This is a genomic window from Phenylobacterium parvum (assembly GCF_003150835.1).
Classification (GTDB): domain Bacteria; phylum Pseudomonadota; class Alphaproteobacteria; order Caulobacterales; family Caulobacteraceae; genus Phenylobacterium; species Phenylobacterium parvum.
Window position 1 is genome coordinate 2,811,116 of the sequence record NZ_CP029479.1, and the last position, 17,420, is coordinate 2,828,535.

Annotated in this window: 19 protein-coding genes; 10 read left to right on the forward strand and 9 right to left on the reverse strand. The window is 70.3% G+C overall.

Annotation, left to right across the window (positions count from 1 at the left end):
* The first annotated feature begins 12 nt into the window (after positions 1–12).
* Entirely contained in the window at positions 13–369 is a 357-nt protein-coding gene (locus HYN04_RS13255) for a DUF1428 domain-containing protein (protein ID WP_110451204.1), read from the forward strand.
* 56 nt (positions 370–425) lie between these two features.
* Here the strand turns inward: HYN04_RS13255 and HYN04_RS13260 are convergent, their stop codons facing one another.
* Positions 426–851: a YkvA family protein gene (locus HYN04_RS13260; protein ID WP_110451205.1), complete on the reverse strand. Its 426-nt coding sequence runs from the start codon at positions 849–851 to the stop codon at positions 426–428.
* 57 nt (positions 852–908) lie between these two features.
* Here HYN04_RS13260 and HYN04_RS13265 point away from each other — a divergent pair, with 57 nt between their 5' ends.
* Complete coding sequence (locus HYN04_RS13265) at positions 909–1,691, forward strand: SDR family NAD(P)-dependent oxidoreductase (RefSeq protein WP_110451206.1); 783 nt, start codon at positions 909–911, stop codon at positions 1,689–1,691.
* 79 nt (positions 1,692–1,770) lie between these two features.
* Here HYN04_RS13265 and HYN04_RS13270 read toward each other — a convergent pair whose 3' ends face one another.
* A complete protein-coding gene (locus HYN04_RS13270) occupies positions 1,771–3,264 on the reverse strand; it encodes a helicase HerA-like domain-containing protein (RefSeq protein ID WP_110451207.1) in 1,494 nt (497 codons plus the stop codon).
* Positions 3,265–3,368: 104 nt separating this feature from the next.
* Between HYN04_RS13270 and HYN04_RS13275 the strand changes: the two genes are divergently transcribed.
* A complete protein-coding gene (locus HYN04_RS13275; protein WP_241962636.1) occupies positions 3,369–4,478 on the forward strand; it encodes an AI-2E family transporter in 1,110 nt (369 codons plus the stop codon).
* Here HYN04_RS13275 and HYN04_RS13280 read toward each other — a convergent pair whose 3' ends face one another.
* A complete protein-coding gene (locus HYN04_RS13280) occupies positions 4,479–6,767 on the reverse strand; it encodes an NADP-dependent malic enzyme (protein ID WP_110451209.1) in 2,289 nt (762 codons plus the stop codon). It lies immediately after the preceding gene.
* A 161-nt stretch (positions 6,768–6,928) separates the two neighbouring features.
* On the opposite strand from HYN04_RS13280, the gene dapB reads away from it, so the two are divergent.
* The gene (dapB, locus tag HYN04_RS13285) at positions 6,929–7,702 is read left to right on the forward strand and encodes a 4-hydroxy-tetrahydrodipicolinate reductase (protein ID WP_110451210.1); all 774 of its coding nucleotides are present in this window, start codon (positions 6,929–6,931) and stop codon (positions 7,700–7,702) included.
* 7 nt (positions 7,703–7,709) lie between these two features.
* On the opposite strand, the gene HYN04_RS13290 is transcribed toward dapB, so the two are convergent.
* Positions 7,710–8,810: a phosphotransferase gene (locus HYN04_RS13290; RefSeq protein WP_110451211.1), complete on the reverse strand. Its 1,101-nt coding sequence runs from the start codon at positions 8,808–8,810 to the stop codon at positions 7,710–7,712.
* Positions 8,811–8,959: 149 nt separating this feature from the next.
* Between HYN04_RS13290 and HYN04_RS13295 the strand changes: the two genes are divergently transcribed.
* Together HYN04_RS13295 and HYN04_RS13300 are read left to right on the forward strand one after the other, a co-directional pair.
* Entirely contained in the window at positions 8,960–9,361 is a 402-nt protein-coding gene (locus tag HYN04_RS13295; RefSeq protein ID WP_110451212.1) for a hypothetical protein, read from the forward strand.
* 71 nt (positions 9,362–9,432) lie between these two features.
* Positions 9,433–9,612 (forward strand): helix-turn-helix transcriptional regulator, encoded by a 180-nt coding sequence (locus HYN04_RS13300; RefSeq protein ID WP_241962637.1) that lies wholly within the window; start codon positions 9,433–9,435, stop codon positions 9,610–9,612.
* A gap of 12 nt (positions 9,613–9,624) precedes the next feature.
* On the opposite strand, the gene HYN04_RS13305 is transcribed toward HYN04_RS13300, so the two are convergent.
* From HYN04_RS13305 to coaBC, 3 genes are read right to left on the reverse strand one after another with little or no spacing between them, the layout of a single operon-like run.
* Positions 9,625–10,212, reverse strand: a complete 588-nt coding sequence (locus HYN04_RS13305) for a histidine phosphatase family protein (RefSeq protein ID WP_110451214.1) — start codon at positions 10,210–10,212, stop codon at positions 9,625–9,627.
* A 30-nt stretch (positions 10,213–10,242) separates the two neighbouring features.
* On the reverse strand, positions 10,243–10,698 hold the full coding sequence (gene dut, locus HYN04_RS13310; protein ID WP_110451215.1) for a dUTP diphosphatase: 456 nt from the start codon (positions 10,696–10,698) through the stop codon (positions 10,243–10,245).
* Positions 10,695–11,903, reverse strand: coding sequence for a bifunctional phosphopantothenoylcysteine decarboxylase/phosphopantothenate--cysteine ligase CoaBC (coaBC, locus tag HYN04_RS13315; RefSeq protein WP_241962638.1), 1,209 nt, complete (start codon positions 11,901–11,903; stop codon positions 10,695–10,697). Before coaBC ends, dut begins: the two co-directional genes overlap by 4 nt.
* Before the next feature lie 117 nt (positions 11,904–12,020).
* On the opposite strand from coaBC, the gene HYN04_RS13320 reads away from it, so the two are divergent.
* Positions 12,021–12,605 (forward strand): hypothetical protein, encoded by a 585-nt coding sequence (locus tag HYN04_RS13320; protein WP_241962639.1) that lies wholly within the window; start codon positions 12,021–12,023, stop codon positions 12,603–12,605.
* Here the strand turns inward: HYN04_RS13320 and ubiB are convergent.
* Entirely contained in the window at positions 12,594–14,096 is a 1,503-nt protein-coding gene (gene ubiB / locus HYN04_RS13325) for a 2-polyprenylphenol 6-hydroxylase (RefSeq protein ID WP_162599661.1), read from the reverse strand. The genes HYN04_RS13320 and ubiB overlap by 12 nt on opposite strands.
* 2 nt (positions 14,097–14,098) lie before the next feature.
* The gene (locus HYN04_RS13330; RefSeq protein ID WP_110451217.1) at positions 14,099–14,848 is read right to left on the reverse strand and encodes a class I SAM-dependent methyltransferase; all 750 of its coding nucleotides are present in this window, start codon (positions 14,846–14,848) and stop codon (positions 14,099–14,101) included.
* 95 nt (positions 14,849–14,943) lie between these two features.
* On the opposite strand from HYN04_RS13330, the gene mutM reads away from it, so the two are divergent.
* From mutM to rpsT, 3 genes are all read left to right on the forward strand, one after another.
* Positions 14,944–15,798 carry a bifunctional DNA-formamidopyrimidine glycosylase/DNA-(apurinic or apyrimidinic site) lyase gene (mutM, locus tag HYN04_RS13335; protein WP_110451218.1) on the forward strand — a complete coding sequence of 285 codons (855 nt, stop codon included), beginning with the start codon at positions 14,944–14,946 and terminating at the stop codon, positions 15,796–15,798.
* A gap of 76 nt (positions 15,799–15,874) precedes the next feature.
* Positions 15,875–16,651, forward strand: a complete 777-nt coding sequence (locus HYN04_RS13340) for an enoyl-CoA hydratase (protein ID WP_110451219.1) — start codon at positions 15,875–15,877, stop codon at positions 16,649–16,651.
* Positions 16,652–16,766: 115 nt separating this feature from the next.
* Positions 16,767–17,036: a 30S ribosomal protein S20 gene (rpsT, locus tag HYN04_RS13345; protein WP_110451220.1), complete on the forward strand. Its 270-nt coding sequence runs from the start codon at positions 16,767–16,769 to the stop codon at positions 17,034–17,036.
* The last annotated feature ends 384 nt before the right edge of the window (positions 17,037–17,420 follow it).

Below are 17,420 nucleotides of genomic sequence, written 5' to 3' on the forward strand. Positions count from 1 at the left end.
AGGAGCGGAAGCATGCATGTCTGCGGCATGGTGATCCCGGTTCCGGAGGACCGGCTTGAGGACTATCGCCAGTGGGCCGAGGCCAGCGCCGCCTTCTTTCGAGAGTACGGCTGTCTCGAGATCGTCGAGAGCTGGGAAGACCTCGTCCCTGAAGGCAGGCAGACCGATTTCCGGAAAGCCGTCGCCGCCCTGCCGGGCGAGAAGGTCGTCTTCACCTGGCAGGTCTGGCCGGACAAGGCCTTTCTCGAGGCCGCCGAGGCGCGGATGCATGAGGATCCGAGAATGGAGAGCGCCGAAGCGCCCCCCTTCGACGCCTCCCGGCTGATTCTGGGCGCCTTCTCTCCCCTGGTCGTCATGGGCCGGCCGTAAGTCCGCATGCCTTGCCCCGGGATCCCGGGCGCGCCGTCACCCTCGTCGCAGGCCGCCTAGTCCTCCCCGCGCAGGCGCTTCAGGTCCGCCTGGGCCGCCGCCCTGTGCTCGGGCTTCAGGTGCTTGCCGATCACCGCCAGAAGTGCGGCGAAGACTGCGGCGTCGTCGGTGAACCCGAACGCGCCGAGGATGTCGGGAACGGCGTCGGTCGGCAGGACGAAATAGGCCAGCGCCGCCAGCATCATGGCCTTGGCCGTGCGCGGCGTGGCCGGATCCTGTGCGCAGCGCCAGACCGCCAGGGCGTCGGCGGCGAAGGGGATGTGTGTGGCGACCCGGCGGATCTTGGGCCAGAATCCCCGGGAAACCCTCTGGGCGTTCACCCGCACGACCTCCGGAACCAGCGCCCGGTCGGGAGCGATGGGGGATTCCGGGTCGATTCCCCCCGGATTTACGTCGCGTGATGCTTTTGAGTCGGCGTTCATCGGGATAAAGGCAAGGCTAGTGGTCTTTCTTCAGACGAGCACGGGAGCTCAGCGTCCATGAAACTCGATTCCTCCATCGCCGCCGTTGTCACGGGCGGCGCTTCCGGCCTCGGCGAGGCCACCGTCCGCGCCCTCGCCGCGCACGGAGTCAAGGTCGCCATTTTCGACATGAATGAGGCGAAGGGCGAAGAGGTCGCCAAGGAAGTGGGCGGCGTGTTCTGCAAATGCAACGTCACCTCCGACGCCGACGTCGACGCCGCCTTCGAAAAGGCCCGCGCCGCACACGGCCAGGAGCGCATCCTCGTCAACTGCGCCGGCACCGGCAACGCCGCCAAGACCGCCAGCCGCGACAAGCAGACGGGCGAGACCAAGCACTTTCCCCTCGACGCCTTCAACCTGATCGTCCAGATCAACCTCGTGGGCACCTTCCGCTGCATCGCCAAGTCGGCCAAGGGCATGCTGGACCTTACGCCCCTTGAGGACGGCGAGCGCGGCGCGATCGTCAACACCGCCTCCGTGGCGGCCGAGGACGGCCAGATGGGCCAGGCGGCCTATTCCGCCTCCAAGGGCGGCGTGGTCGGCATGACCCTGCCCATCGCCCGGGACCTCGCCGGCGACGGCATCCGGGTGAACACCATCCTGCCGGGCATCTTCTCGACCCCGCTGATGAACGGCGCCCCGCCCCAGGTGAAGGAAGCCCTGGCCGCCTCGGTGCCCTTCCCCAAGCGTCTCGGCAAGGCTGAGGAGTATGCCCAGCTGGCCCTGACCATGATCACCAACGGCTACTTCAACGGCGAGGACGTGCGCCTCGACGGCTCCATCCGCATGGCGCCGCGCTAGGACCCGCCGTCCCGATCCTGAAGGGGGCCGGCTCTTCGGGGCCGGCCCCTTTTTCGTGTCCGAAGGTTCCCCGGGGGCCTCAGCGCCGTCGCATCCCGCCCAGGACGCCCCGCAAGATCTCGCGCCCCGCAGAGGAGGCGAGGGTCCGCATCAGCTGCTTGGCGAAGGTTTCCGTCAGGCTCTGGCGGCTCCGGGACGCCGCCGGGGCCCGGGCCCCGGAGGGCGCCCTCGGCGCGCGCGGGGCGGGACCGCCGGCGGCCCCACCGGCCTCCATCCGGGCCTTCGCCACCGCCCGCGACTGGAGGACCTCGAAGGCGCTCTCCCGGTCGATCGCCGTGTCGTAGACGCCCTTCACGGGGCTGGAGGCCACCACCGCCGCCCGTTCGCCGGGGGCCAGGGGGCCCAGGCGCGAGACCGGGGGCCGGACCAGGGTCTTCTGCACGACGGTGGGCGCGCCCTTCTCGTCGAGCACGGAGACCAGGGCTTCGCCGACCCCCAGGGCCTGGATGGCGTCGGCGGTATTGAACTCCGGATTGGTCCGGAAGCTGCTGGCGGCGGCGCGCAGCCCCTTCTGGTCAGCGGGGGTGTAGGCCCGCAGGGCGTGCTGGATCCGGTTCCCAAGCTGGCCCAGGACCGCATCGGGGATGTCGGCCGGGTTCTGGGTGACGAAGTAGACGCCGACCCCCTTGGAGCGGATCAGGCGCACCACCTGCTCGATCTTTTCCAGGAGGGACTTGGGCGCGTCCTTGAACAGCAGGTGCGCCTCGTCGAAGAAGAAGGCCAGCTTCGGCCGGTCGGCATCGCCCACCTCGGGCAGGACCTCGAACAGCTCCGACATCAGCCACAAAAGGAAGGTGGCGTAGAGACGGGGCGAGGCGATGAGGCGGTCGGCGGCCAGGATGCTGACATAGCCCCGCCCGTTCCCGTCCTTGCGCATGAAGTCCGAGAGGTCGAGGGCCGGTTCGCCGAACAGGCGTGCGCCGCCCTGATCCTCGAGCACCAGGAGCTTGCGCTGGATCGTCGCCACGGTGGCCGTCGAGACATTTCCGTACCGGGCGCCCAGGGCGGCGGCGTTCTCGGCGGCGAAGGTCAGGGCCGCCTGCAGGTCCTTGAGGTCGAGAAGCAGAAGGCCCTCGTCGTCGGCCGCCCGGAAGACCACGGACAGGACGCCTTCCTGGACGTCGTTGAGCTCCAGCATGCGCGAGATCAGCAGCGGGCCGACCTCGGACACGGTGGCGCGGATCGGGTGGCCCTTCTCCCCGAACAGGTCCCAGAAGAGGGTCGGCGCCGCCTGCGGGATGAGCTCCAGGTTCATCGACTTGGCCCGGGCCAGCATCTTCTCGCCGGGCTCGCCGGTCGCGGCGATCCCGCTCAGGTCGCCCTTCACGTCGGCGGCGAAGACGGGGACGCCGGCGTCGGAGAGGCCCTGGGCCAGGATCTGCAGGGTCACCGTCTTTCCAGTGCCCGTGGCGCCGGCCACCAGCCCATGCCGGTTGGCGCGGTCCAGGCGCAGGATTTCAGGCTGTCCGGAGCTTCCGATCAATACGCCGCCGGTCTGCGTGCCGTCCGTCATGGTCCCTCCGGAAATTCTGCAGGGCCGTCGTCGACGGCCCGGAGCCCCTGTATGACCCGCAGGCGGGGCTTCGCCAAGACGGTCGGCTGTGCCATATGGGGAAGGTGAGCCCGAACGAACCCTCATTCGCCCCCGCCCTCGCCCCAGCACCCGTTCCCGGACGGGGCCTTGAACGCGCCTGCCTTGTGATCCTGGCGGTGATCGCCGCCGCGGCCGCGGCCAAGTCCATTTCCGGTGTGATCGCGCCCTTCGCCATGGCCCTGTTCCTGGCCGTGGTCATCCAGAGCTTCGCCAACTCCCTGGAGCGCCTCCTGGGCCGGCTCCTGCCCGGCGGCCGGCGGTTCGGCATGCCCGCCGCCCTGGTCATCACCGCCATCCTGTTCGTCGGCCTCCTGGTCCTGACCATCGACAACGCCTCCGCCTTCGCCGGAAAGCTGGCCAGCTATGCGCCCCGCCTGAATGAGCTGATCGCCCGGCTGGCGGGCGCCGCCAAGACGGCGGCTGTGCCGACCCTGGACGACCTGCTCCTGCAACTGAACCCCGGCGCCTACCTGGCCAGCGCCGCCGGCGTCGTCCGGAACCTGGCCGCCGACACCGTCCTGATCCTCATCTATCTGGGCTTCATCATCGCCTCGGGCCGGGGGCTGGAGCGCAAGGTGCTGAACCTGTCGACCGAGCGCGGCGAGCGCCGCGCTGTGGTCACCGCCTACCGGTCGATCCTGGGCTCGGTGGAGCAGTACCTCTGGGTCCAGACCGTCACCGGCCTGATGATCGCGGCGGCCTCCTGGGCGGCCATGACCTTCGTCGGCCTGGAGGGCGCGACCTTCCTGTCGGTCCTGATCTTCCTGGCCTGCTACATCCCCATCCTCGGCGCCGCCCTCGGGGTGGTGTTGGCGCCGGTCTTCGCCCTTATGCAGTTCCCGACCCTCTGGCAGGCGATCTTCCTCTACGCCGTCCTTCAGGGCCTGCACTTCGTGGTGGGCAACATCATCGCGCCGCGCATGCAGGGCCGCAGCCTCAACATGGACCCGCTGGTCGTCCTCCTGTCCCTCGCCTTCTGGGGATGGCTCTGGGGCGTGATCGGCATGTTCCTGTCGACCCCCCTCACGGTCATCGTGATGGTGGTCTGCGCCCAGTTCCGCGGTTCGCGCTGGGTCGCGGTCCTCCTGTCGGCGGACGGCCGCCCCGAACGGGCTTCTCCGCCGAAGCCGTGATCAGGCCTGGTCGTCGACCACATCCTGCTCGTAGGCCGCCAGGGTGGCCATCTGCAGGATCTTGGAGACCGATGCGCCCAGGGGCGCGATCTGCACCGACTTCTGCAGGCCCAGAAGCAGGGGCCCGATGACGGTGGCCCCGCCCAGTTCCTGGACCAGCAGGGTCGAGATGGCGGCGGAGTGGATGGCCGGCATGATCAGGACGTTGGCCGGGCCGCTGAGCCGCATGAAGGGGTAGTTGGCCCACTTGGCGGTGTCGAGGGCGAGGTCGGGGGGGATTTCGCCCTCGTACTCGAAGTCGACGTCCATGTCGTCCAGCATGGCCACCGCCTCGCGGACCTTCACGGACCTCTGTCCCATGGGGTTGCCGAAGGTGGAGTAGGACAGGAAGGCGATCCGCGGCCGGTAGCCCAGGGTCTTCACCGCCCGGGCCGCCTCGCAGGCGATCTCGACCAGTTCGTCGGCGTCCGGCATCTCGGTGACATTGGTGTCGGCGATGAAGAGGGTCCGGCCCTTGGCCAGCAGGACGCTCATGCCGATCACCCGGCCGTCCGGGGACGGATCAATCACCCGCAGGATCTCCTCCAGGGCCTGGTCGTAGGACCGGGTCACGCCCGTCACCATGCCGTCGGCATGGCCCAGGGCCACCATGGAGGCGGCGAAGGAGTTACGGTCCTGGTTGATCAGCCGCAGGACATCGCGCTTCAGGTAGCCCTGGCGGGCCAGGCGTCCGTAGAGGAAGTCCACGAATTCCGGATTGTGCTCGGAGACCCGGGCGTTGACGACCTTGAGGTCGGCCTCGGCGGGATCAAGCCCGGCCAGGCGCATGTTCTCTTCCACCAGGTCCTCTCGCCCGACCAGGATGGCCTGGCCCAGGCCGGCGTTCTGGAAGGCGAAGGCGGCGCGGATGACGCTGGGCTCCTCGCCCTCGGCGAAGACGATGCGCTTTCCCGGCGACTTCAGGACCACGCCCTGGATCTTCTGCAGGAAGCCCGCCGTGGGATCGAGGCGCTGGGCCAGGGAGGCCCGGTAGGCGTCCATGTCGGCGATCGGGGTGCGGGCGACGCCGGAGTCCATGGCCGCCTGGGCCACGAAGGGCGGGATGTAGGAGATCAGCCGCGGGTCGAAGGGCGAGGGGATGATGTATTCCGGCCCGAACTTGAGCTGCTTGCCGTGGTAGGCGGCGGCGACCTCGTCCGGCACGTCCTCCCGGGCCAGCTGGGCCAGGGCGTTCGCGCAGGCGACCTTCATCTCCATGTTCACACGGCGGGCGCGCACGTCCAGGGCGCCGCGGAAGATGTAGGGGAAGCCCAGGACGTTGTTGACCTGGTTCGGATAGTCGCTGCGGCCGGTGGCGACTATGGCGTCGCTGCGCACGGCGGCGACCTCCTCCGGCGTGATCTCCGGGTCCGGGTTGGCCATGGCGAAGATGATCGGGTTGGGCGCCATGGAGGCGACCATCTCGGGCGTCAGGGCGCCCTTCACCGACAGGCCGAAGAAGGCGTCGGCGCCCTTGATGGCGTCGGCCAGGGTGCGGGCGTCGGTCTCCACCGCGTGGGCCGACTTCCATTGGTTCATGCCAGAGGTGCGGCCCCGGTAGATGACGCCGGTGTTGTCCACGGCGATGCAGTTCTCGGCCCGCACGCCCATGGCCTTGACCAGCTCCAGGGAGGCGATCCCCGCCGCCCCGGCCCCGCAGAGGACCAGCTTGACGTCCTTCATCTCGCGCCCGGTGATCTTGCAGGCGTTGATCAGGCCGGCGGAGGAGATGATCGCCGTGCCGTGCTGGTCGTCATGGAAGACCGGGATGTCGAGCAGCTCCTGCAGCTCGGTCTCGATCCGGAAGCATTCCGGGCTCTTGATGTCCTCCAGGTTGATGCCCCCGAAGGTCACGCCGATGTTCTTGACCACCGTGATGACCTCGTCCGGGTCGGTGGCCGTCACCTCGATGTCGATGGAGTCCACGTCGGCGAAACGCTTGAAGAGGACGCTCTTGCCCTCCATCACCGGCTTGGAGGCCAGGGCGCCCAGGTTGCCCAGGCCCAGGATGGCGGTGCCATTGGAGATCACCGCCACCAGGTTGCCCTTGGAGGTGTAGTCGTAGGCGGTCTCGGGGTCCTCGGCGATGCGCAGCACCGGCACCGCCACCCCCGGAGAATAGGCCAGGCTCAGGTCCCGCTGGGTCGCCATGGGCTTGGTCGGCGTGATGGCCAGTTTCCCGGGCGTCGGGAACTGATGGAAGCTCAGGGCTTCCTCGTCGGTGAAGGTGCGCTTCCTGGCGTCGCTCATCGGGGCGGCGTTTCCTTGGAGGTGGAGGCCGGACAGGCCCCGAAAGGCCGGCAACCTACAGGCCGCCCGCGGGCGGGACAACCTCGCAGGACCCACAGGGCATTGACCCGCAGGACCCTCTCGCGGGACAAGGGACCCCCGCCAGAGCCCCGGAGGCCCCCGTGACCCAGCCCATCCGCATCGCCGTTTCCGGCGCCCTCGGCCGCATGGGCCTGGCCGTGGCGGCGGCGGTGGAGGCCGCGCCCGACCTCGTCCTCGCCGGCCGGTTCGACCGTCCCGACGCGGCGGGTGCTGGCCTGGTTGACCGCTCCGCGGCCCTCCAGGGCGCTGACGTGGTGGTCGACTTCTCGACGCCGGCCGCCTCCGTCGCCCTGGCCGGGGAGGCCGCCACCCTGGGCGGTCCGGCCCTGGTGATCGGCTCCACAGGCTTCTCGCCCGGCGAGATCGACGCCCTGGCCCAGGCGGCCCTGCGCATCCCGATCGTCCGGGCCGGGAACTTCTCCCTCGGGGTGAACATGCTGATGGGCCTGGTCGAGCTGGCCTCCGCGGCCCTCTCGCCCGCCGAGTTCGACATCGAGGTGACCGAGGCCCACCACCGCCGCAAGGTCGACGCCCCCTCCGGCACGGCCCTCATGCTGGGCGAGGCCGCGGCGCGGGGGCGCGGGGTGGACCTGAACCAGGCCGCCATCCGCGCCCGGGACGGGATCACCGGCGCGCGCGCCGAAGGCGCCATCGGCTTTTCCGTCGTGCGCGGCGGCGGGGTGATCGGCGAGCACTCGGTCCTGTTCGCCGGAGAGGATGAGATCCTGACCCTAAGCCACTCCGCCCGGGACCGGGGCCTCTTCGCCCGCGGCGCCCTGGCCGCCGCCCGCTGGGCCGTTGCGCGCGCGCCCGGCGCCTACGACATGCAGGACGTCCTCGGCTTCCGGCGCTGAACCTCGATCAGGGGATGACCGCCGCCCCGTCCACGTCTTCGAACAGGGCCAGGGCCCGCTCCGCCCAGGCGTGGAACAGGGCCAGTCCCCGGGGACTGTCGAAGTCGAGGGAGCCGATGGCCACCACCGGCCAGCACCAGGCGAGCATGGCGCAGATCCGGAAGGCCTCCCGGGCCTGCGAGAGGCTGTAGTCGCCGACCCCGGCGCGGACCAGGCCTTCATGGTGGCGCGCGATCAGGTCGTCCTGCCCCGCCCGGCGCGTCGCCACGTCCAGGCTTCCTGACAGCATGTAGGCGAGGTCGAAGGCGGCGGGCCCCTGCATGACGATCTGCCAGTCGACCAGGGCGAAGGGCGCCGATGACGAGCCCGCCTCGAACATCATGTTGTCCGCCCGGAAGTCGCCATGCATCAGGGTTCGGGGCTGCTCGAAGGCCAGGTCCATCAGGGCGCCGATGCGCGGGGCCAGGGCCTCTCCCGCCCGCCGGGCGTAGGGGCTCATCCGGTCGCCGATGAAGTCGACCACGGCTGGCCAGCACTGCTGGTAGACGGGCTCCAATGCCTTCATCTCGGGGGAGTTGAGCGTCAGGAGCCAGTCCATGCCCGGGAGTTCGGGGGATCCCCACCAGGCGCCATGGAGCCCCGCAGCGGCGTCGATCGCCCGGCCGGCGTCCTCCAGGGTCAGGCCCTCGACCTGATCCGGCATCCGGGCGGGCGACATGTCCTCGAGGAGAAGGACGAAGTCCATGTTCGAGGGGTCATAGTCCACCCCGAAGGCCTGGGGCGTGCGCACGGGCGTCCGGTCGGCCAGGCGGGCGTAGAAGCCCGTCTCCTTCTGGTAGAAGCGGAAGATCTCACCCACCTGCCGGGAGGACGGGTCCACCGGCGAGACCTTGGCGATCAGGCTGGCCGGGGCGCCGGCGGCGTCACCCTCGTAGACGGGCCTAAGCCTCTGCATCGCGCTGACGAAACCCACGCCCTGGCCCAGGGGTTCCGCCACGATCCGGGCCACCCGTCCGCCGGCGGGGAGGGCCCCTGACCCCTGGAGCTTCCGGGTCAGCCACTCCGGTCCGATTGCGTCGATGGCGCGTGGGAAATCCAGGTCCGGCACGGGCGTCCTCCCTGTAGCCTTCGCTACAATCGTCTTGAAAACGAGGCTCTCCCTGCACCATCCGCCTGTCAAGCTGCGCCAGACTGTCTATGATTTTTGACATGTCAAAAATGTTCGACTACGGTCATCTTCAACATAGGAGCCTGGAAATGTCCGTACGCGAAGTCTCCGCCTGGGTGATGGTTCTGGTGTTTGGCGTGGTCGGCACCGGGTGCCTGGCCTCGATCCTGCGCGCCGGACTCGACGCCCCGCCCCAGCCGGCCGTGGTGGCCTCGGCGCCCGCGATCGTTGCCAGCGTCATTGCTCTTGAGGTCGTCCTGGCCATCTTCTTCCCGAAGAAGGCGTACGCGCCGCCGGATGAACGCGAGCGCCTGATCATCGCCAGGACCGGTCACTGGGCTGGATTGGCCTTCCTGGCGGCGGTCCTGCAGGCGCTGGGGCACTACGTCGTCCATGCGGATGGCGACGTGATGTTCAATGTGATCGTGCTGGGCCTGTTCGCCTCCGGGCTGATCGAGTACGGCGCCCAGATCGTACTCTTTCGACGCTAGGGTGAAGTTCCGTGGCAAGGCCGCCGCCGATCACAAACCGGGTCAAGGCCCTCAGGGAGGCCTCCGGGAACATGAGCCAGTCGGCGCTGGCGGACGCCATCGGCGTGACCCGGCAAACGATCATTGCGATCGAGCAGGGACGTTACTCCCCCTCCCTGGAAAGCGCCTTCCGGATCTCCCGGGTCTTCGGCGTCGATGTCGAGGAGGTCTTCGGCTGGGAGGCCGAGCCCAAGGGATCCGGGATGGCCTGACCTCGCCGCAAGTCAGGCCGGGCGGCGGACGTCGTCCAGCAGGTGGGCGCGCTCGTTCAGGCTGACCACCGCCCGCTGGCCGCTGCGGGCGGCGAGAAAGCGGTTGAGACTGGTGTAGTCTGCCTCGAAGAAGACCCGGGGCTCCATGCCCAGCACGTGGGCGGCCCAGACATTGATGACCCCGCCGTGGCAGAAGACCGCCACCTTGCCCCCGGGGTGGGCGGCGATGATCTCTTCCATCCCATCCACCACCATCTTCTGGAACTCGGCCATGTCCACGCCGTGGCCGCCGGTGGCCATGGCCTGCCAGGCCTCGAAGTTCTCCTTCTTGAGTTCCTCGGTGGGGATGTAGACGCCGGAGTTGCGGTCGAACTCGACAATGCCTGGGTGCCGCTGGACCTCATGTCCCACGAGGCCGGCGAAGGCCTCGGCGGTCTGCACGGCGCGGAGCATGGTGGAGGACCAGGTGGCGTCGATGGGCTCCAGGGCCAGCCAGGCGGCGGCCCGCCGCGCCTGTTCCAGGCCGATCTCGTTCAGGTGGGGATCGGAGGAGGTCTCCATCCGGGCGGGGCGTCCGTGGCGGACCAGGATAAGCTCCATGGCGTCTCTCCGTTCAGGTGGGGGGTGGGCCTAGCGCCCGCCTGTGGATCCAAAGCCCCCGGCGCCGCGGTCGGTGGCGTCAAGGGCGTCCACCTCGCGCCAGGCGGCCTGGACGACGGGAGCGATGACCAGCTGGGCGATCCGATCGCCCCGGCGGATCACGAAGTCCTCTTCGCCTAGATTGACCAGCAGGACCTTCAGCTCACCGCGATAATCCGCATCGATCGTGCCGGGGGCGTTGGCGACGGTCACGCCGGACTTCAGCGCCAGGCCCGAGCGCGGCCGCACCTGGGCCTCGAAGCCGTTCGGCAGGGCGAAGGCCAGGCCGGTGGGAACGGCGGTCCGGGCGCCAGGGCGCAGGACCAGGGCCTCGTCCTCGGGCACCGCGGCCCTCAGGTCCATTCCCGCCGCCCCGGCGGTCTCGTAGGCCGGCAGGGGCAGGTCCGGATTGTGCGCCAGGCGCAAGATATCGACGACAGGGGTCACGGGGCGCCTCCGGAAAGGGCGGCGGCGATCCGGCTGGCGAGGCGGCGGGCGACCTCCGCCTTGGGCGCCTCTTCCCAGCGCTCGATCCCCTCGCCGGTGACGATGGAGACGGTGTTCTCGGTTCCGCCCATGACGCCGGGCCGGGATACGTCGTTGGCGACGATCCAGTCGCAGCCCTTGCGCGCCAGCTTGGCCCGGGCGTGGTCCTCGACGGTCTCGGTCTCGGCGGCGAAGCCGATGACCAGGGTCGGGCGATCAGCGCCCCGGGACAGGGTGGCGAGGATGTCGGGATTCTCCACCAGCCGGATCTCGGGCGGCGGCGCCCCTGCGACCTTCTTGGTCTTGCCCGAGGCGACCTCCGCCGGGCGCCAGTCGGCCACGGCGGCGACGCAGACGGCGATGTCGGCGGGCAGGGCGGCCTCGCAGGCGGCCAGCATCTCCCGCGCCGTCTCGACGTCCACCCGGCGGACGCCCGCCGGCGTGGGCTCGGCCACCGGGCCGGCCACCAGGGTGACGTCGGCGCCCAGGGCGGCGAGGGCGCCGGCGATCGCGAAGCCCTGCTTGCCGCTAGAGCGGTTCGTCAGTACACGGACGGGATCAACGGGTTCGGCGGTGGGCCCTGCGGTCACCAGGGCCCGGCGCCCCGCTAGCGGGCGGTCCGGAGCCCCGGACAGGGCCTCGAGGATGGCGGCGCAGATCGTGGCGGGCTCGGCCATACGGCCTGGCCCCGTCTCGCCGCAGGCCATGTCTCCCACCTCCGGGCCAACCAGTCGGACGCCGTCCGACTGCAGGGTCTTCACGTTCCTCTGGGTCGCCGGGTGTGTCCACATGCGCACGTTCATGGCCGGGACCATCATCACCGGGGTGTCGGTGGCCAGGAGCAGGGTCGTCGCCAGGTCATTGGCTAGGCCCGCGGCGGCTCGCGCCATCAGGTCGGCGGTCGCCGGTGCAACGACGACCAGGTCCGCGGACCGCGAGAGCCGGATGTGCCCCATCTCGGCCTCGTCGGTGAGGGAGAAGAGGTCGGTGTGGACCTTGTCCTCGCACAGGGCGGCAAGGGAGAGGGGCGTGACGAACTTCGACCCGGCCTCGGTCAGGACTGGGCGCACGGCGACGCCCCGCCCGCGCAGCAGGCGGACAAGCTCCAGACACTTGTAGGCCGCAATTCCGCCGCCCACGATCAATAGCACCCGTCTGTCCGACACGGTCCCGGCAGCCTCCATGCTCGCCCCCGCCTCTTACGCCAAAACGACGGGACTCGACAAACCGGACATGATGTTCCTATTCTGTTCCGGCCTGGGCGGGCGCAAACGGAGATCACCATGACCGTACAGTTCCCCCGCACCCCTTCCCTGCTGCTTGTCGCGGCCCTGTCCCTCACCGCCGTCCTGGCGGGCTGCGAAAGGCCCACCGCCGTGCGCGCCGACGCCGGCCCCGCCTCCCGCGGCGAGACGGACTATGCGGCCGCCCCGTCGTCTGACCCTGTCCCGCGAGCTGAAAACGCCGATGGACGTCGTCCTGCCGACCGCGCGGAGGCGCCGGCGCCCCTGCTCGATGGCCGCCCCCTCTGGACCTCCAGTCGCCGGGGCTCCGCCGAGGAGAACGCCCGCCGCGCCTTCGCGCGCAACGGCGACAGCTTCGGGGCCTCCAGCCTCGAGGCCTATGTCCGCAAGGCCCGGACCTTCATCGACGCCCCACCCGCCGGCGCCCAGCGCCTGACCCGCCGGAACGGCGACGTCCTGCTCTATCACCCGGCCTCCAACACCTTCGCCGTAGCCAGCCGCGAGGGCGCACCCCGGGCCTTCTTCCATCCCGACGAGGGCGCCGCTTACTGGGAGGCGCAGAAGGCGCGTGAGACTCAGCGGCGCACCGCCCGGGCCGGGAGCGACCGCGCCTCAGAGGGCTGAGGCCGCCAGCACCAGGGCCGCCAGGGCCGCGACGAGGGCCCCGCCCGCCAGGATCACGGCCGATCCGGGACCCCGGCGCGGCAGGGCTGGCGGCGGTGGCGGATCGGCCAGGGCCGACAGGCGGGACAGGACGCGTCCGGCCTGCTCGCCCAGCCGGTTCAGGCGTGCGGCGGGCGACAGCTCGCGGGTCATCCACCGCCGCACGACGGGATCGGCCGCCGTCCAGATGTCGAGGTCGGGCCAGATAGACCGTGCGACCCCCTCGGCGGTCATCATGGTCTTCTGCAGGAGGACCAGCTCTGGCCGCAGGTGCATGTCGAACTGGCCGGTGATCTCGAACAGCTGGAGCAGGACCCGGCTCATGGAGACGTCCCGGGCCGTGCGCCCGAAGATCGGCTCGCCCACCGCCCTCAGGGCCTGAGCGAAGTCGCCCACCGCGTGGCGGGCGGGGACATATCCGGCCTCGAAGTGGACGCGGGCGACCCGTTCGTAGTCGCGTTGCAGGAAACCCCAGAGGATCTCGGCCAGGTAGCGCCTCTGTTCCGGCCCCAGCCGGCCGACAATGCCAAAGTCCACCGCCTCGATCCGGTCGGGGGCCGAGACGAAGAGGTTGCCCTCGTGGAGGTCGGCGTGAAAGACGCCATGGTCCAGGGCCTGGGCCAGGAAGGCGCGCATCAGCGCCGTCGCCAGGGCCGGCCGGTCGACGCCCTCCGCCTCCAGGCTGGCCGGATCGGAAAGCGGGGTCCCCTTGGCCCATTCCAGGGTAAGGACCCGGCGGCCGACCCCTTCCCAGACCACCGCCGGGGCGGACATGTAGCCGTCCCGGGCCATGATGGCCCCCAACTCGTCGGCGCCGGCCGCCTCCAGCCGCAGGTCCAGCTCCCGGCGGACGGAGTCGATCACCGAAGCGGCGAGGGTGCGGGGCTCGAGGCGCTTGGCGTCCGGGGCGAAACGCTCGGCCAGCCCCGCAGCCAGGCCCATGACCCGGGCGTCGGCCTCGACCTGGCGCTCGATCCCGGGCCTGAGGACCTTGACCGCGACCCTGCGCCCGTCCTTCAGGCGGGCCGGATGGGCCTGGGCCAGGGAGGCCGCGGCGACGGGCGGCCCGAACTCGGTGAAGAGCGCATCGGCCGGGCGACCCAGGCTGGCGGCGATCTCCTTCAGGGCCGTCTCTGTGGGAAAGGGCTCCAGCCGGTCCTTCAGCCGGGCCAGGTCCTGGGCGAACTCGGCCCCGAAGATGTCGGCGCGGGTGGACAAGAGCTGACCCAGCTTGATCGCCACCGGGCCCATGCCCTCCAGGCATCTGGCCAGGCGCTCGCCGGGGCGTCCGCGCCGGGCGGCGGGTCCAGCCAACAGCCCGGCCAGCCGGGAGAGCTGGTGGAGCGGCGGGGGATAAAGGGGCCTCAGCTCCCGGGGCAGCAGGGCGTCGGCCCGGGCCAGGCGCCAGCCCGCCCCCGCCAGCCTTGCCGCCGCCCCCAGGCTGGCCAACATGGTCAGGCCGCCCAGCCGTGGTGCAGGGCCGCGACCCCGCCGGTGAAGTTGGTGTAGCCCGCCCGGCTGAAGCCGGCGGCCTCGATCATGCCCTGGAAGGTCTTCTGGTCGGGGAAGCGGCGGATGCTTTCCACCAGGTACTGGTAGGACTCCCGATCCCCGGCGATCCGCTCGCCCATGAAGGGAATGACCTTGAAGGAATAGGCGTCGTAGAGGCGGGCCAGGGCCGGGGCCGGGGGCCGGGAGAACTCCAGGCACAGGAAGCGTCCGCCCGGCTTCAGGACCCGCCGGGCCTCGCGCAAGGCGGCGGGAATGTCGGTGACGTTGCGGATGCCGAAGCTGATGACATAGGCGTTGGCGCAGGCGTCCGGCAGGGGCAGCCTCTGGGCGTCGCCCACGGCCCAGTCGATCTCGGGCTCCAGGCCCCGCGCCCGGCCCGCGGCGATCATCTCGGCGTTGTAGTCGACGACCAGGATCCGGGCGTCCTCGCCGCCGCGACGGTCCCGGGCCCTCCGGGCGAGGTCGGCGAAGCGCCGGGCCATGTCGCCGGTGCCGCCGGCGCAGTCGATGATGGTCTCGCCGGGCTGGGGATTGAGGCGCGCCGCGGTCGCATCCTTCCAGAGCCGGTGGACGCCGGCGCTCATGACGTCGTTCATGAGGTCATAGCGGCTCGCCACGCGGTCGAAGACGCCGCGCACCAGGCCCGGCTTCTCGCGGGGATCGACATCCCGAAATCCGAAGGTCGCGCTCATGACGGGCTCTTAGAACGCCGCAGGCCGCCGGGAAAGCCGCTTCCCGCGAATCCGACCCGGTTGCCCGCCGGCCCCGGCCGTGCGAGGCAGGCCCCATGCCTGAGCTTCCCGAGGTCGAGACCGTCCGCCGCGGCCTGGCGCCTGTCCTCGAGGGGCGGCGCCTGGCCCGGGTGGAGGCGCGCCGTCCGGACCTGAGGTTTCCCTTTCCTGAGGGCTTCGTCCAGCGCCTGGCGGGCGCGCGGGTGGTCGCCCTGAGGCGGCGGGCCAAGTACCTTCTGGCCGACCTGGACCGGGGCGAGACCCTGGTCGCACACCTGGGAATGAGCGGGCGGTTCCGCATCGAGGGGGCTGCAACGCCAGGTCGCTTCCACCACGCCGCCGGCGAGGACCCGCGGCACGATCACGTGGTCCTCGAGACGGAGACGGGCGAGCGCATCGTCTATCATGACCCCCGCCGGTTCGGGTTCATGGGGCTGATGTCCACGGAGGACCTGGACCAGCACCCCTGGTTCGCCGCCATGGGGCCTGAGCCCCTGTCCGGCGCCTTCGGCGGCGCCCGCCTGGCCGAGGCCTTCCGCGATCGCCGACAGGGCCCCAAGACCCTGCTCCTGGACCAGAGGACCGTGGCCGGCCTGGGCAACATCTACGTCTGTGAAGCCCTGCATGAGGCGAGGATCTCGCCCTTCCGGCCGGCGGGCCGGATCTCGGCCGGTCGCCTGGAGGGGCTGGCGCGCACGGTGAAGGCTGTCCTGGAGCGGGCCATCGCCGCCGGGGGCTCCACCCTTCGCGACTTCTCGGCCGCCGACGGGGCCCTGGGCTATTTCCAGCACAGCTTCCGGGCCTACGACCGGGCGGGCGCCGCCTGCGTCAACCCGGGCTGCGGCGGGACCATCCGGCGACGTCTCCAGGCGGGCCGCTCGACCTTCTGGTGCCCCACCTGCCAGAGGTGAACCGGCCGGCCCCGCCGGCCTTGGCGTTTGCCTCCGCGCCGCCTAAACCGGGGCCGTCATCCCGCCGGAGATCCCCATGGCCTACGAGACCCTGATCGTCGAAGCGCACGACGCCGTCGCCCTGATCCGCCTGAACCGGCCCGAGGCGCTGAACGCCCTCAACAGCCGCCTCCTTGAAGAGCTCGGCCAGGCCCTCGACGCCGCTGAGGCGGATCCCGGCGTCCGCTGCCTCGTCCTGACCGGCTCCGAGCGCGCCTTCGCCGCCGGCGCGGACATCAAGGAAATGTCCGACAAGTCCTACGCCGAGATGTTCAGCGCGGACTTCTTCGGTCCCGCCGCCCGGCGGATCGAAGCCTGCCGCAAGCCGATCATCGCCGCCGTCTCCGGCTACGCCCTGGGCGGCGGCTGCGAGCTGGCCATGCTGTGCGACTTCATCATCGCCTCCGAGACCGCCAGGTTCGGCCAGCCGGAGATCAACCTGGGGGTCATGCCCGGCATTGGCGGCACCCAGAGGCTGACCCGGCTGGTGGGGAAGTCCAAGGCCATGGACATGATCCTCACCGGCCGGATGATGGACGCCGCAGAAGCCGAGCGCGCCGGCCTGGTCTCGCGCATCGTTCCGGCCGACCGGCTGGTGGCCGAGGCCCTCGAGGCGGCGGCGAAGATCGCCGGCCAGTCGCCCCTCGCGGTCATGATGAACATCGAGCTTGTCGACGCCGCCTATGAGACGACCCTGTCCGCCGGCGTGGCCATGGAGCGCCGTCTCTTTCACTCCCTCTTCGCCTTCGAGGACCAGAAGGAGGGCATGGCCGCCTTCATCGAGAAGCGGAAGCCGGACTTCCGCGGCCGCTGAGCCCTCTGTGAACGCCGCGCCGCATTGACCGCCGGGGCGCCTTACCGTATATCCGCGCCTCCAATTTCAGCCGCCGTCCTGCAAGGGCGACGGCGATCACTCTGAGAGCTGAAGCATGGCCAACAATCCCGGCGCCCGGAAGGCGGTCCGCAAGATCGCCCGTCGCACCGAAGTCAACAAGGCGCGCCGTTCGCGGGTCCGGACCTTCCTGCGGAAGTTTGACGAGGCCCTGGCCTCCGGCGACCTCACCGCCGCCAAGACCGCCTTCGTCCAGGCCGAGTCCGAGCTGATGCGGGCGGTTTCCAAGGGCGTGGTCCACCACAACACCGGCTCGCGCAAGGTGTCCCGCCTCGCGGCCCGCCTCCGCAAGGCCGCAGCCGCCTGAGCGAACTGGCCCGTTTCGGGTCGTCTCGATTCAATTCACTGTTTTTATTCAGGAAAAACCCCGCTCTCCGGCGGGGTTTTTTCGTTTCGGGACACAGGTCCAAGCTTCCAGCCGCGACCTTGAAACGTCCCGAAATGGCCCGTGAAAACCCCATCGCCTTGCGGAATTTGGCTTTCCGGGAGTCAACGAAAATATCCGCCAGAGCCGCAAAGAATCTCCGTTGACCGGCCCTCCGCCGTCACTAGTGTTGGGCTCGTAAAGCGTTTTTCCAAGCGACCTCGAGAGAGAAAACAAAGCCGCCGGTGACCATGGTCCCGGCAGCGCGGGGAAGCTTTTGCGCGGTATTCGGCACGCTCTACGGCGCTGGTGCGACGGTGGGGTGGA

Coding starts and splice junctions, on each gene's coding strand:
- HYN04_RS13255 (WP_110451204.1), top strand. CDS start 13: ATGCATGTCTGCGGCATGGTGATCCCGGTTCCGGAGGACCGGCTTGAG.
- HYN04_RS13260 (WP_110451205.1), bottom strand. CDS start 851: ATGAACGCCGACTCAAAAGCATCACGCGACGTAAATCCGGGGGGAATC.
- HYN04_RS13265 (WP_110451206.1), top strand. CDS start 909: ATGAAACTCGATTCCTCCATCGCCGCCGTTGTCACGGGCGGCGCTTCC.
- HYN04_RS13270 (WP_110451207.1), bottom strand. CDS start 3,264: ATGACGGACGGCACGCAGACCGGCGGCGTATTGATCGGAAGCTCCGGA.
- HYN04_RS13280 (WP_110451209.1), bottom strand. CDS start 6,767: ATGAGCGACGCCAGGAAGCGCACCTTCACCGACGAGGAAGCCCTGAGC.
- HYN04_RS13295 (WP_110451212.1), top strand. CDS start 8,960: ATGTCCGTACGCGAAGTCTCCGCCTGGGTGATGGTTCTGGTGTTTGGC.
- HYN04_RS13300 (WP_241962637.1), top strand. CDS start 9,433: ATGAGCCAGTCGGCGCTGGCGGACGCCATCGGCGTGACCCGGCAAACG.
- HYN04_RS13305 (WP_110451214.1), bottom strand. CDS start 10,212: ATGGAGCTTATCCTGGTCCGCCACGGACGCCCCGCCCGGATGGAGACC.
- HYN04_RS13320 (WP_241962639.1), top strand. CDS start 12,021: ATGACCGTACAGTTCCCCCGCACCCCTTCCCTGCTGCTTGTCGCGGCC.
- ubiB (WP_162599661.1), bottom strand. CDS start 14,096: ATGTTGGCCAGCCTGGGGGCGGCGGCAAGGCTGGCGGGGGCGGGCTGG.
- HYN04_RS13330 (WP_110451217.1), bottom strand. CDS start 14,848: ATGAGCGCGACCTTCGGATTTCGGGATGTCGATCCCCGCGAGAAGCCG.
- mutM (WP_110451218.1), top strand. CDS start 14,944: ATGCCTGAGCTTCCCGAGGTCGAGACCGTCCGCCGCGGCCTGGCGCCT.
- HYN04_RS13340 (WP_110451219.1), top strand. CDS start 15,875: ATGGCCTACGAGACCCTGATCGTCGAAGCGCACGACGCCGTCGCCCTG.
- rpsT (WP_110451220.1), top strand. CDS start 16,767: ATGGCCAACAATCCCGGCGCCCGGAAGGCGGTCCGCAAGATCGCCCGT.